Consider the following 12,729-nt stretch of genomic DNA (forward strand, 5'->3'; position numbering starts at 1 on the left):
CGCCCGAGTCTTTGTTATTTTGAAAGGGATTTTTAGCTTATTTGTTTAAGCGTTGAACAATTTCTTCAGGGGTCATGTAACCACCTAAATATTCACCTTCGACGTTATAAATCGCTGGTGTACCATTTACACCCATATTTAAACCCAATTGATATTGGTCACGTACTGGGTTCTTACATTCTGCTGCAGTCACAGGTTGGCCTTGAGTTGCTTGCTCAAATGCAGCTTTACGATCTTGGCTACACCAGATAGCCTGCATCGTTGGCATGAATTGTTCGCCACGTGGCCAAGCGATATAACGCACTTCAATCCCTTTGGCATTAATCTCTGCTAAGTGTTCATGCAGTTTATGGCAATAAGGGCAGCTTGAATCTGTGAAGACGTAAATGACATGCTTCGCCTTACCACCTTGCGCTGGATAAACAATGAGGTCTTCAGTTTTGAGTGAAGCTAGATGTTTTTTATTTTCGGTTGCTTGTAGAGCATCACTAACATTGTGCAGCTGCTTATCACCTAAACGCACCACATCACCTTGAATGATGTATTGACCATCAGCAGTGGCATAGACTGAACCCATCCCTTCAAGGCTAACCCAGTAAAGGTTTGGAACTTCAGTTTTTTTGATTACTAGAATTTTGGCATTGATGTTTGCTGTTTTAAAATGCTTTTCTAATGTTGAAACCAAGCGTTGTTGCGTATTGCGTTCATTTAATGTCGATGCTTCACCTGTCGCAGGTGCACTTGCTGTGAGTGCATCTTGTTTTTGTGCTGAATTTTCTTTTGAGCAAGCACTTACCAATAATGTTGATGCTAATGTACAAGCAATTACAAGCTGAGACCGAGTAAACAACATAGAGAACCTTTTTGTACGAATTCATTTGTATAAGGGGCTTAGCATAACAAAAAAAATGACTCACTTCGTTAAATCTTGCATAGGCTCTGTGAACGGAATCAAGTTTTAGCTGAATCCTAGATAAAAGGTGGTTTTAGCCTCTTGGATGGTATTTGCCATGTAATTCCTGCATCCGCTGCTGAGCCACATGGGTATAAATTTGCGTGGTAGATAGGTCACTATGCCCAAGCAGCATTTGTACCACACGTAAATCTGCACCGTGATTGAGTAAATGGGTGGCGAAAGCATGACGCAATGTATGGGGGGACAGCTCTGCTTGAATATTGGCCTGTAAGGCATAACGCTTAATTGCATACCAAAAATTCTGGCGACTCATAATACCGCCATGTTGGGTGAGAAACAGATAATCGGTACTGCTCTTATACAATTGGGGGCGTGATTCAACTAAATATTTTTCAATCCAATCACAGGCAAATTGTCCGAGTGGAACAAGACGTTCTTTATTGCCTTTGCCCGTAACACGGAGAAAACCCTGTTTTAAATTAATCAGCTCAAGTTTTAAGTTGAGTAATTCTGAAACACGTAGACCGCAGGCATACAGCACTTCGAACATCGCACGATCGCGTAGGCCTAAAGCAGTGTTAATGTCAGGTGCATTGATCAAAGCCTCGACATCTTGTTCAGATAAGTCCTTGGGCAAGGCACGACCAATTTTAGGGGAATGGTGAGTGGCAACAGGATTATCATCACGGAGCTTTTGCTCTCTTAAGAATTTATAAAACTGTCTGAGTGCGGATAAGCAACGGGCAATCGAACGAGGGCTTTTCCCTGCTTTGGTAAGGGCGATGAGAACGTCAGCAATGTCATCACTGGACCATTCTGGCAATGCTGAACTTTGATGTAATTCACTACATTGAATCAGATCGGATAAATAAGCATTGCGTGTATGCGGACTGACTGTTTGTGCGACGAGATAATCTCGAAAACCTTGCAAAAAACCGAGCTGGGTTGGAATCGTAATCGCAGCGGGAATACGTGGCTTTTTATTTAACATAAAGACTTAAGCTATTTATAAACGAGGGGTAAGTATTTGGGGGCGAGTGATGCCTTCATTTATTCTTGATTCAATTGCACTGTAAAAGAAAAATGAATTGTTGTCGATCTGTCACAGAAGCAAATGCCACTGAGATTGGTTTTGGTAATTATTCTCATTTGCTTGTATACTAGAAAAAAAGGGTGAAGGGTTAGAGACGGTGCGATTGTCAGCATTAAAAGTCAAGCAAACAGCGATGATTACGAAAGTAAATCGCTTGGTCGATGAGACGGAACAGCCAGATTTAGTTGCAGTTCGTTTAGAAAGTTTAGGCTTTGTGCCAGGTACACAAGTACAGGTGATTACCAAAGGTATCTTTGGTGGAGATCCGATTCTAATCCAGCTCGGTTTTACGCGTTTTGCGTTACGAAAAGCTGAAGCGGATAAAATTGAAATTCAACTTGAAGGAGCACCTGCATGAGTGATGCGTTACGTGTTGCCCTTGTGGGAAATCCAAACTGCGGTAAGACATCTTTATTTAACCATTTGACAGGTACACGCCAAAAAGTTGCGAACTATGCGGGTGTAACGGTTGAACGTAAGGTTGGACATTTTCAGCTTCCTTCTGGGAAAGCAGTACGTGTCTTGGATTTGCCAGGAACCTATAGTTTACAAGCAACCAGTCCAGACGAGGAAATTACCCGTGATGTTTGCCAAGGCAAAATTGCGGAAGAAGGGCAACAAGATGCTTTTCTGTGTGTGGTGGATGCAACCAACTTAAAACTACACCTTGGTTTGGTGTTGGAAATTATTGAGTTGGGTCGTCCGATCCTTGTCGTTTTGAACATGATGGATGAAGCACGTCGTCGTGGTATTCAGATCAATACTCAAAAGCTTTCTGAGCGTTTGGGTGTGCCTGTTGTTGAAACGGTAGCGGTACGTAATTCAGGTATTGAGAATCTGTTACACGCATTGGATCAGGAAAAATATACGGTTCCACAAACAGAGCTGAGCGGCTTAAAGGGGGACCATCATCAGAAAATTGAAGTGATTTTCAAAGATGTGGTCAACTTTGTCGATCAAGAAGATAAACGTACCGATTTCCTCGACAAAATCTTCTTACACCCAGTCCTCGGTTTGCTTAGCCTTGCGATTATGATGTTTATCGTATTCCAAGCCGTGTTTGCTTGGGCTGCGCCGTTTATGGATGGGATTGAAACCTTCTTTGCATGGTTTGGTGAGAAGCTCGGAGAGTATATCTCGCAACCTTTACTGCATAGTTTGGTTGTTGATGGGATTATTGCAGGTGCGGGTAGTGTGGTTGTGTTCTTGCCACAAATTTTGATTTTATTCTTCTTTATTTTGGTTTTAGAAGAATCAGGTTATTTACCACGTGCAGCTTTCTTGCTTGATAAATTGATGTTTAAAGCAGGTTTAAGTGGTCGAGCGTTTATTCCATTACTTTCAAGCTTTGCCTGTGCCGTACCAGGAATTATGGCAACACGTAGTATCAGTGACCCACGAGATCGTTTTACCACGATCATGGTTGCGCCATTGATGACCTGTTCTGCACGGTTACCTGTTTATGCCTTATTGATTGCTGCCTTTATTCCAAGTCAAACGGTCTGGGGCATTTTTAACCTACAAGGTTTGGTTTTATTTGGCTTGTACATGTCTGGTATTGTCAGCGCACTCTGTGTAGCGATCGTGATGAAATTTTTGCAAAAAGATAAATCACAACATGCACTTTTGCTTGAGCTACCAAGTTACCGTATTCCTGATCTGAGAAGCGTTGGAATTGGCTTATTAGATCGCGGTAAAATCTTCTTAAAACGTGTTGGTGGCATTATCTTTGCCCTGTCGATTTTGCTTTGGTTCTTATGTACGTTCCCACAAGCGCCAGAAGGGGCAACCTTACCGGATATTGATTACAGTTTTGCTGGGATGTTAGGACACTTGCTGCAACCAATTTTTGCACCTGTTGGTTTTAATTGGCAGATTGTGGTTGCGCTTATTCCTGCAATGGCAGCGCGTGAAGTTGTAGTTGCGGCTTTGGGTACGGTCTATGCTTTATCTGGTGCTGATGATGATGCAATTTCTCAGGGGCTTTCTCATTTAATTAGTGCAGATGGTACCGGTTGGTCATTGGCAACAGGTTTATCATTGTTGGTGTGGTTCATCTATGCACCGCATTGTTTAGCAACCTTGGCAACAGTACGCCGTGAGACAGGTTCATGGAAACATGTTGCTGCGATGACTGCTTATTTATTTGGTTTGGCATATTTAATGTCTTTCTTGACCTACCAAATTGCATCAAGCATTTGGGGCTAAGAAATCCCACCTCGCCATCCTTTAACAAGGGTGGCAATTATTGGAGAGACGCTTATGTTTGAGTACTTGATTGTTGCTGTATTGGTGCTGTGGAGTGCTGTTGTCGTCTTTAAGAAGGTGTTCCCTCAAACAGCAAGTTCAGCATTTCTGAGTCTGTCAAATCTTTGTCAGCGTTTAGGTTGGCAACGCTTGGCAGTATGGTTAAAGCCTAAAATGGCTGTCGGTTGCGGTGGTGGCTGTGGTTGTTCTACCGATGAAGCGGAGAACAAAAAAGCAGAACCTATTCAAACGGTCAAATGGCGTTAAAAAACAAAATTGCCCATCTTAAGATGGGCAATTTTTTGGAAAAGAAAAAAATGAATCTAACGGATACGATTGAGAAGACATCATTAAGCTTGAAGCACAAATTGATTTTATTGGGCTTTATACTGGTGATGACACTGCTTTATCTTTCTGCTTTGTCTAAAGGTTTAAATATTTATAAAGAAACCCTCTCTTGGCTTATCTCATGTTTAATCTTGATGTATCTGTGGCTGAGACCAGAACTGATTGAACTTAAGATCAAGCAATATGCTTTTAAGTCTGTAGATTGGCTAGGTGCTGTGATCTTGGTTTTATTGGGGATTAGCTTTTTTATACCTGCCTAAGCTTTTACGCACTGACACAAAAAAGATTGAATAAAACTAAAACTGAAAAAGCATTTAAAACAGTAAAGTGCTAACATTTTTGCCATTCTGTAATCTGCAAAAAATGGGGCGAAAATGTTAATACAACGTGGTGGATTAAAAGTTGTGGCTGGCTTGGGTATTTCCGGTGTGTCAGCAGTCAACTTTCTACATGAACAGGGCTACCAAGTTGCAGTAACAGACTCACGAGCAACCCCACCTGGACATGATCAGATTCCAGCAGGTGTGCGTACCAGTTTTGGTCAACTCGATACCGAACTTTTATTACAAGCAGAAGAAATTATTCTCAGTCCAGGGCTTGCACCTCAACTTCCAGAAATTCAACAGGCCGTTGAAAAAGGTATTCCTGTGGTTGGTGATATTCAATTATTACGCCGTGCGACTGAGGTGCCAATTATTGCGATTACAGGATCAAATGCAAAAAGTACCGTGACCACATTAATCGGCTTGATGGCACAAGAGGCTGGCAAAAATGTGGCTGTCGGTGGCAATTTAGGTCGTCCTGCATTAGATTTATTAAAAGATAAACCTGATCTGATTATTCTAGAATTATCGAGCTTTCAGCTTGAAACCACATCACATTTAAATGCAGAAGTTGCTGTGGTGTTGAATATGAGTGAAGATCACTTAGATCGTCATGGTGATATGCTGGGTTATCACAAAGCCAAACATCGTATTTTTCAGGGTGTGAAAAAAGTCGTATATAACCGTGATGACAATCTAAGCCGTCCATTGGTTCCAGATGTTACCCCAATGCAAAGTTTTGGTCTGAATGCGCCTGATTTAAATCAATATGGTGTGTTGCGTGATGCCGATGGCAGCATGTGGTTAGCACGTGGCAGAGAGCGTTTACTGAGAACCTCTGAGATGTATATTCAAGGCATGCATAACGTCGCTAATGCATTGGCATGTTTGGCTTTGGGCGAAGCTATTGGTTTACCTACGGATTCGATGTTTGAAACGCTTAAGCATTTTAAAGGCTTGGAACATCGTTGTGAGTATGTCGAAACGATTGATGGTGTACGCTATTACAATGATTCTAAAGGAACCAATGTTGGTGCGACGCTCGCTGCAATTGATGGCCTTGGTGCTGCAATTGAAGTGAATAAAGGTAAGTTAGCCTTAATCTTAGGTGGGCAAGGCAAGGGGCAGGATTTCAAGCCGCTCCGTGATGCAATTCAAAAATATGTGAAATCAGTGATTCTCATTGGTGAAGATGCTGCGGTGATTGAACAGGCGATTCAAGGTACAACAGTTATTCAGCATGCAAACAGCCTAAAAGAAGCGGTCGAACTGGCTCAAAAAGCCACACAAGCGGAAGATGTTGTTTTACTTTCGCCAGCCTGTGCAAGCTTTGATATGTTTAAAAGCTACAATGATCGCGGGCATCAATTCGTGGCATGTGTAAATGCCTTGAACGAAAAGAAGAACTAGGAACAAGACTATGGCTGATTTAGCCCAAAATACGGTGCAAAAGATTTCGCAATTGCTGAATCGTTTACCCAAGCTTCCAGCAGAAATGACGGCACGAAATATCTTAATTTTTTGTGTGATTTCGTTGCTATGTTTTGGTTCAATCATGGTTGCATCGGCGTCAATGCCGTATGCGGAATACATCCATGAGAGTCCTTTTTACTTTTTGATTCGTCATGGTATTTCGATTGTGGTTGCTGCAGTGGTGGCATTTTTAACCTATCGGGTTTCATTGAATCTCTGGTTTAAAAATGCCTTCCCTTTATGGCTCATTACCATTGTATTGTTATTGGCGGTCTTGGTGGTCGGTTCCGAAGTCAATGGTGCGCATCGCTGGATTAAAGTGGGTGGTTTCACCTTGCAGCCAACGGAGATTGCCAAAATTGTCATGGCGATTTTCACTGCGGATTATGTGGTACGCCGTGCTAAAGAAGTCAGAACACATTGGAAAGGTTTACTACGTTTAAGTGGTGTCATGGCTTTAACGGTTGGTTTTATTGTTGCTGAGCCTGACTTGGGTGCAACAGTCGTTATCGTATTAATGATGGTTGGCGTATTCTTTCTGGCAGGGGCGCCAGCAACGCAGTTCTTGATTATGCTGGGTGCGATCTTTGCGGGTGTCAGTGCATTGATTATTTTCGAACCATTCCGTTTCCAGCGTTTGATTTCGTTTACTAACCCTTGGGCAGATCCATTGGGCGTCGGTTATCAGCTCTCCAATGCCTTGATGGCTTTTGGTCGTGGTGAGTGGTTTGGTACGGGTTTGGGGCACAGTGTACAGAAGCTTTCATATTTACCTGAAGCACATACGGACTTTATGTTGGCTGTTTTGGGTGAAGAATTTGGCTTCTTTGGCGTGTCTATCGTGATGATGCTGTCGTTTACTATGCTGGCGTGCTGTATTCGCATTGGTCATCGTGCTTTGCAACATAATTACTTGCGTGCAGGCTATTTAGCTTACGGAATTAGCATTATTTTTCTTATGCAGATTCTGGTCAATGCAGGTATGAATATGGGTTTAATGCCAACCAAAGGTTTGACCTTACCTTTCATTAGTTACGGTGGTACTTCCTTGATGATGTGTGCGGCGATGATTAGTTTGATCTTAAAAATTGATGCATCGACACAAGAGTTGAATCCATTGAAAGAAGAATCGAATTTCTAACTACATTTAAATTAACAGCCCTGACAATGTTCAGGGCTTTTTTATGATTTATTGAAAAGTTCCAGCTAAATGGATGCCGAGAGGGATCGAGTTTACATCCCATTGTTGCACCGCTTGTTGCAGCATGATGCGCGGTTGATCCAGTTCAACCTTGGATTGTCCTAAAGCCAAAATGGCTTGTTGTAGTAGTTCAGGTGCTTTGTTGATATCTAAGGCCTGTGCCAAATTTTGCTTAGACAGTTTTTGTCCTTGATCGTTCATGGCAAGTGGTAAATGCATATAGCTTAAACTTGGATAATCAAGCAAACAGCCCAACCAGATTTGTCGAGCAGTGTTATCGAGTAAATCCGCACCGCGTACTACATGCGTGATACCTTGTAGATAATCATCTACCACCACCGCTAATTGGTAGCTGATAATGCCGTCACGACGTTTTAAGACAAAATCACCGAGATCCTGTTGTAAGTTAGAACATTGTTGGCCTTGTAAACGGTCTTGAAAACAAATCAGTTGATCTGCGACTTTTAGACGAATCGCCTGATTGGCAAAATCGAGATTGAGATTGCGGCAAGTTCCGATATAGATATGATTTGAACCCAACATCTTGCGCGTACATTGGCAAGCGTAAATGTCTTGTGATTGCTTGAGTTGTTCAAGCACTTGCTCATAAATATCGAAACGGTCTTTTTGGAAAATAATCTCCGCATCGGGTTCAAATTGAAAGGCATCAATGCAAGAGAGAATGTGTGCTTCGCTATTGGGATAAATGCGAGGGATGTCGGTATCTTCAATCCGAACCAGCCATTGGCCGTGATTGGCTTTGGCATCGCAATAACTGGCAACTGCGGTGAGCAGGGAGCCAAAATGCAATGGGCCGGTTGGCGATGGGGCGAATCGTCCGATATAAGACATAAAGATTGAATGGTCGTGTGTTTTAATCCTCCCCCAGACCCCTCCTTTATAAAGGAGGGGAGTACTCCTCCCTTTGTAAAGGGAGGTTGGGAGGGATTATTAACCGTTGTTTTGCTTTTCTTTGATTTCAGCCAAAGTTTTGCAATCGATACAGAGTGTCGCAGTTGGACGAGCTTCTAAACGACGTAAACCGATTTCGATACCACAAGTTTCACAGAAACCATAGTCTTCGTTTTGAATTGCTTCGATCGATTGTTCGATTTTGCGAATGAGTTTGCGTTCACGATCACGTGTGCGTAATTCAATTGCAAATTCTTCTTCTTGCGTTGCTCGGTCGTTGACGTCAGGAAGCGCACTTGATTCGTCTTGCATCGTATTTAAAGTACGATCAACTTCAGACATTAATTCCGCTTTCCATGCATTTAAAATTTGGCGGAAATGCTCAAGTTGTCCTTCAGACATATATTCTTCATTTTTCTTTGGCTGATAAGGCGCAATTCCAAATAAGCTCGCAGTCGTACCACCTTCTGAAGCTTTAGGTTTGGTTTTACGTGTACGTTTCACAGCCAATTTTTGATCGTCGATCACGTCTGTTTGTTCGTCCAAGACTTGATTTTGGTTGTCATTCGCCATATAGGGCATTCCTCATCTTACACGTACTATCTATACGCAAAAAATATGGTGATATGCAAGTGTTTTTATAGAAACCTAAGATGGTTTTTTCCATCAAGGGTCGACATCATATAGAGTTTTTGGACAAGATGGTAGTCATTCCCGTCCAGATTTTGTGAGAAATCGACAATGTAATTTGTAATCAAAAGTTTAGTCATAGCCTAAAACTTCCGAACTGTTCATTCGCTGTGAAGTCGGAAGGCGATAGACCTGAGTTTCAAGTTCACCATTGGCTTTTAGGCGAATAAAACGGTAGCCAGGGTGTTCTTCATCCAAGGCAAATTTATCACTTTTGGGCTTGAACTGAATACAAGTGGATGGGGTCGATAAAAACTCAACACCTTGCCAAGTATTGATTGAGTCTTGATGCACATGACCACATACGATTGCTTTGACATTCGTAAAAGGTTGAATCGTTTCCAGCAAGTCGGATGAATTCTTGAGTTTATGCTGATCAATCCACGCAGATTGCATGGCAAATGGATGGTGATGACAAGCAATAATCACATGACGATCATGGTGTTGTGTCAGCAACTGGGTAAGCTGTTGTAATTGTACTTCAGCAATTTTTCCATCAATTCGCTTTGGCTGTGCACTATTGAGCAGGATAATGCACCATTGACCTAACACAATTATCGTAGGTTGGGTCTGATCCGCCTCATGAAATGGAAAATGTGTTACATCGTCATGATTTCCTGGGGTTTGAAAAAAAGGGATTCCCAAGCTTTGCATGTGCTGTACATAGCGTTTATACGTCAAAGGTGTTGGCGATTGAGCTAAGTCACCTGTATGTACAATAAGGTCAATATGAGGATGTTGCTGGCGCATCAAGTCGATTACAGCATGAAAACTTTGTTCGGGTTGCATCCCGACAAACTCTAAATGTGGATACTCTAATAAATGTGTATCAGTAATCTGTATCATCACAAAATCTTGTTGCGATAATGATGAGACTTGGAAAGTCACCGTCTTTAGCCCCTTCAGATTTTTATCTTTGTTGTATGTGTTGAGACAACCACTGTAATGCCATGATTACAGGTGCATTTCTCAACCGCCCGTTAATTAACAATGCTTCTAATTCGGAATAGGCAAATAGATGAAGCTGAATATTTTCACCTTCATCTGGCATCCCAAAAACGCCCCCGTCCTTTGGTAAATCAACTTCTGCAACATATAAGTGAAAAAATTCAGAACATGCACCAGCAGAAGGGTAGAAGCTAAATAAATGTTTTAATTCAGTGATCTCACAGCCAGACTCTTCTAAGCTTTCACGGCGAATACAACTGTCTGGAGATTCATCTCCATCGAGTACTCCTGCAATAACTTCAAGCTGCCATGGCGAAACTGGATCATTCAATGCACCGACACGAAATTGTTCAATCAATGCAAATCGTTGTTGTTGGTCATTATAAAGTAAAACGCCAGCAGCTTCTGGACGATGAACCAATTCACGCTGAATTAAAGGTGAGTAATCTTCTCGATGAAATAATCGATGTTTTAAGCTCACTTTCTCAACTTGAATGAACCCTCGAAATAAAGGCTCTCGAGATTCTATCGTAACGTCGGTTGCTGAATAGCTGGCGTGGTCAAGAATAGTCATCTTCAATCAGGATGAGATTGTACATATCTCATCCTAACCGAGAATGATTCGCAGGAAAATCTTTTTTTAGTCGATTTACACCTTGTGGTACAATTTTTGACCATGTTCCTGATAAGCGGTTTTCATGGCATTGAGACCTGCTTCAACTTCTTTTTCAGCATCATTTGACTGCTTGGCATTGTGCTGGTTTTGCGCATAATCTCGCACATTCTGGGTGATTTTCATCGAACAGAATTTTGGACCGCACATTGAACAGAAATGCGCTGATTTATGCGCTTCTTTTGGAAGGGTTTCATCGTGCATGCTGCGTGCTGTGTCTGGGTCTAAGCTTAAATTGAATTGGTCATCCCAACGGAATTCAAAGCGTGCTTTAGATAAGGCATTGTCGCGGACTTGTGCACCTGGATGGCCTTTGGCTAAGTCAGCTGCATGTGCTGCAATCTTGTAGGTGATGATGCCGTCTTTAACATCTTTTTTGTTTGGCAAGCCCAAATGCTCTTTCGGAGTAACGTAGCAAAGCATCGCTGTGCCATACCAGCCGATCATCGCAGCACCAATCGCAGAGGTGATATGATCATAACCCGGTGCGATATCCGTGGTGAGTGGCCCAAGTGTATAGAACGGTGCTTCTTTACAGACTTCGAGTTGAAGATCCATATTTTCTTTAATCATATGCATTGGCACGTGACCTGGGCCTTCGATCATGACTTGTACATCATGTTCCCAAGCACGATGGGTCAACTCACCCAGTGTTTTAAGTTCGCTAAATTGCGCTTCATCGTTGGCATCCTGTACGCAACCCGGGCGTAGACCATCACCTAAGCTAAATGACACGTCATAGGCCTTCATGATTTCGCAGATTTCATCAAAATGCGTGTATAAGAAGTTTTCTTCATGATGAGCCAAGCACCATTGCGCCATAATTGAACCGCCGCGAGAAACAATGCCCGTGAGACGATTTGCAGTCATAGGTACATAACGTAGTAATACACCTGCGTGAATGGTGAAATAGTCAACGCCTTGTTCAGCTTGTTCAATCAAGGTGTCTTTAAAGATTTCCCATGTTAGGTCTTCAGCTACACCATCGACTTTTTCCAGTGCCTGATAGATCGGTACAGTTCCGATTGGCACAGGTGAGTTACGGATAATCCATTCACGGGTTTCATGGATGTTCTTACCTGTTGATAAGTCCATGATGGTATCGGCACCCCAACGGGTTGCCCAAGTCATTTTTGCCACTTCTTCATCAATAGATGAACCAAGTGCAGAGTTACCAATATTGGCATTAATCTTCACCAAAAAGTTACGCCCAATGATCATTGGTTCACATTCTGGGTGATTAATATTGGCTGGAATAATGGCACGACCTGCGGCAATTTCCTGACGTACAAATTCTGGGGTGATCTCTCTTAAATTTTGTGCACCAAAGTTTTGCCCTGGATGCTGACGCATATCCACATTTTCACGTTGGCGCTGGTTTTCACGAATGGCGATATATTCCATTTCAGGGGTAATAACACCTTGCTTGGCATAATGCATTTGCGTGACATTTTTGCCTGTTTGTGCGCGACGTGGGTTTTGAATGTGGGCAAAACGAATTTCAGCTGTACGAATATCTTTTAAACGTGCTTGACCAAACTCAGAACTAAGACCAGAAAGTACATCGGTATCTTGGCGTTCTTCAATCCATGTTTGACGCACTAAAGGTAAGCCTTTGTTCAGGTCGATTTGTACATTTGGATCGGTATATACGCCTGAAGTGTCATACACCATGACGGGTGGATTGTGTTCACCACCTAAGCCAGTTGGCGTTTCGGTTAAGCTAATTTCGCGGAAGGGAACTTGGATATCAGGGCGAGAACCTTCAACATAGACTTTTCGAGATGCAGGTAATATTCGGGTTAAATCTTTTGCAGCTTGCTCATGTTGAGCAGAAATATCAGCAGGGGAAAGATTCGTTAATTGGTTCATGGCATGATCCTTATGTATGGCATTAACGAATCA

At 42.3% G+C, this 12,729-nt stretch carries 13 protein-coding genes; 6 read left to right on the forward strand and 7 right to left on the reverse strand.

Annotation, left to right across the window (positions count from 1 at the left end; genetic code table 11):
• Positions 1–37: 37 nt before the first annotated feature.
• Positions 38–853: a DsbC family protein gene (locus GBI66_RS14850; RefSeq protein WP_005191767.1), complete on the reverse strand. Its 816-nt coding sequence runs from the start codon at positions 851–853 to the stop codon at positions 38–40.
• A gap of 133 nt (positions 854–986) precedes the next feature.
• Entirely contained in the window at positions 987–1,907 is a 921-nt protein-coding gene (xerD, locus tag GBI66_RS14855; protein ID WP_151716618.1) for a site-specific tyrosine recombinase XerD, read from the reverse strand.
• Between the two features lie 199 nt (positions 1,908–2,106).
• On the opposite strand from xerD, the gene GBI66_RS14860 reads away from it, so the two are divergent.
• The 6 genes from GBI66_RS14860 (at position 2,107) to ftsW (ending at position 7,541) form a co-directional block, all read left to right on the forward strand.
• Positions 2,107–2,367: a FeoA family protein gene (locus GBI66_RS14860; RefSeq protein WP_151716619.1), complete on the forward strand. Its 261-nt coding sequence runs from the start codon at positions 2,107–2,109 to the stop codon at positions 2,365–2,367.
• Positions 2,364–4,217 carry a ferrous iron transporter B gene (locus GBI66_RS14865; RefSeq protein WP_005191774.1) on the forward strand — a complete coding sequence of 618 codons (1,854 nt, stop codon included), beginning with the start codon at positions 2,364–2,366 and terminating at the stop codon, positions 4,215–4,217. The genes GBI66_RS14860 and GBI66_RS14865 overlap by 4 nt, the downstream gene beginning before the upstream one ends.
• Before the next feature lie 54 nt (positions 4,218–4,271).
• Positions 4,272–4,523: a DUF6587 family protein gene (locus GBI66_RS14870; RefSeq protein ID WP_005191789.1), complete on the forward strand. Its 252-nt coding sequence runs from the start codon at positions 4,272–4,274 to the stop codon at positions 4,521–4,523.
• 50 nt (positions 4,524–4,573) lie between these two features.
• Positions 4,574–4,864: a hypothetical protein gene (locus GBI66_RS14875; protein ID WP_151716620.1), complete on the forward strand. Its 291-nt coding sequence runs from the start codon at positions 4,574–4,576 to the stop codon at positions 4,862–4,864.
• Between the two features lie 114 nt (positions 4,865–4,978).
• Positions 4,979–6,337 carry a UDP-N-acetylmuramoyl-L-alanine--D-glutamate ligase gene (murD, locus tag GBI66_RS14880; RefSeq protein WP_078197345.1) on the forward strand — a complete coding sequence of 453 codons (1,359 nt, stop codon included), beginning with the start codon at positions 4,979–4,981 and terminating at the stop codon, positions 6,335–6,337.
• 10 nt (positions 6,338–6,347) lie between these two features.
• Positions 6,348–7,541 carry a putative lipid II flippase FtsW gene (gene ftsW, locus GBI66_RS14885; protein WP_005191820.1) on the forward strand — a complete coding sequence of 398 codons (1,194 nt, stop codon included), beginning with the start codon at positions 6,348–6,350 and terminating at the stop codon, positions 7,539–7,541.
• Between the two features lie 48 nt (positions 7,542–7,589).
• On the opposite strand, the gene gluQRS is transcribed toward ftsW, so the two are convergent.
• The 5 genes from gluQRS to thiC all read right to left on the reverse strand — a co-directional run bounded on the left by gluQRS (position 7,590) and on the right by thiC (position 12,696).
• Entirely contained in the window at positions 7,590–8,453 is an 864-nt protein-coding gene (gene gluQRS / locus GBI66_RS14890; RefSeq protein WP_151716621.1) for a tRNA glutamyl-Q(34) synthetase GluQRS, read from the reverse strand.
• A 99-nt stretch (positions 8,454–8,552) separates the two neighbouring features.
• Positions 8,553–9,086 carry an RNA polymerase-binding protein DksA gene (gene dksA, locus GBI66_RS14895; protein WP_005191824.1) on the reverse strand — a complete coding sequence of 178 codons (534 nt, stop codon included), beginning with the start codon at positions 9,084–9,086 and terminating at the stop codon, positions 8,553–8,555.
• A gap of 189 nt (positions 9,087–9,275) precedes the next feature.
• Complete coding sequence (gene cpdA / locus GBI66_RS14900; RefSeq protein WP_151716622.1) at positions 9,276–10,091, reverse strand: 3',5'-cyclic-AMP phosphodiesterase; 816 nt, start codon at positions 10,089–10,091, stop codon at positions 9,276–9,278.
• Positions 10,092–10,113: 22 nt separating this feature from the next.
• The gene (locus tag GBI66_RS14905) at positions 10,114–10,725 is read right to left on the reverse strand and encodes an NUDIX domain-containing protein (protein WP_151716623.1); all 612 of its coding nucleotides are present in this window, start codon (positions 10,723–10,725) and stop codon (positions 10,114–10,116) included.
• Between the two features lie 75 nt (positions 10,726–10,800).
• Entirely contained in the window at positions 10,801–12,696 is a 1,896-nt protein-coding gene (gene thiC, locus GBI66_RS14910) for a phosphomethylpyrimidine synthase ThiC (protein ID WP_005191831.1), read from the reverse strand.
• Between the last annotated feature and the right edge of the window lie 33 nt (positions 12,697–12,729).

The sequence above is a fragment of the Acinetobacter sp. TUM15071 genome (assembly GCF_008980925.1).
Classification (GTDB): domain Bacteria; phylum Pseudomonadota; class Gammaproteobacteria; order Pseudomonadales; family Moraxellaceae; genus Acinetobacter; species Acinetobacter dispersus.

What these genes read in the sequence shown, in the direction of transcription:
- GBI66_RS14865 (WP_005191774.1), top strand. Translation starts at nt 2,364, where the DNA reads ATGAGTGATGCGTTACGTGTTGCCCTTGTGGGAAATCCAAACTGCGGT.
- murD (WP_078197345.1), top strand. Translation starts at nt 4,979, where the DNA reads ATGTTAATACAACGTGGTGGATTAAAAGTTGTGGCTGGCTTGGGTATT.
- GBI66_RS14905 (WP_151716623.1), bottom strand. Translation starts at nt 10,725, where the DNA reads ATGACTATTCTTGACCACGCCAGCTATTCAGCAACCGACGTTACGATA.
- xerD (WP_151716618.1), bottom strand. Translation starts at nt 1,907, where the DNA reads ATGTTAAATAAAAAGCCACGTATTCCCGCTGCGATTACGATTCCAACC.
- GBI66_RS14870 (WP_005191789.1), top strand. Translation starts at nt 4,272, where the DNA reads ATGTTTGAGTACTTGATTGTTGCTGTATTGGTGCTGTGGAGTGCTGTT.
- dksA (WP_005191824.1), bottom strand. Translation starts at nt 9,086, where the DNA reads ATGGCGAATGACAACCAAAATCAAGTCTTGGACGAACAAACAGACGTG.
- gluQRS (WP_151716621.1), bottom strand. Translation starts at nt 8,453, where the DNA reads ATGTCTTATATCGGACGATTCGCCCCATCGCCAACCGGCCCATTGCAT.
- ftsW (WP_005191820.1), top strand. Translation starts at nt 6,348, where the DNA reads ATGGCTGATTTAGCCCAAAATACGGTGCAAAAGATTTCGCAATTGCTG.
- thiC (WP_005191831.1), bottom strand. Translation starts at nt 12,696, where the DNA reads ATGAACCAATTAACGAATCTTTCCCCTGCTGATATTTCTGCTCAACAT.
- GBI66_RS14875 (WP_151716620.1), top strand. Translation starts at nt 4,574, where the DNA reads ATGAATCTAACGGATACGATTGAGAAGACATCATTAAGCTTGAAGCAC.
- GBI66_RS14850 (WP_005191767.1), bottom strand. Translation starts at nt 853, where the DNA reads ATGTTGTTTACTCGGTCTCAGCTTGTAATTGCTTGTACATTAGCATCA.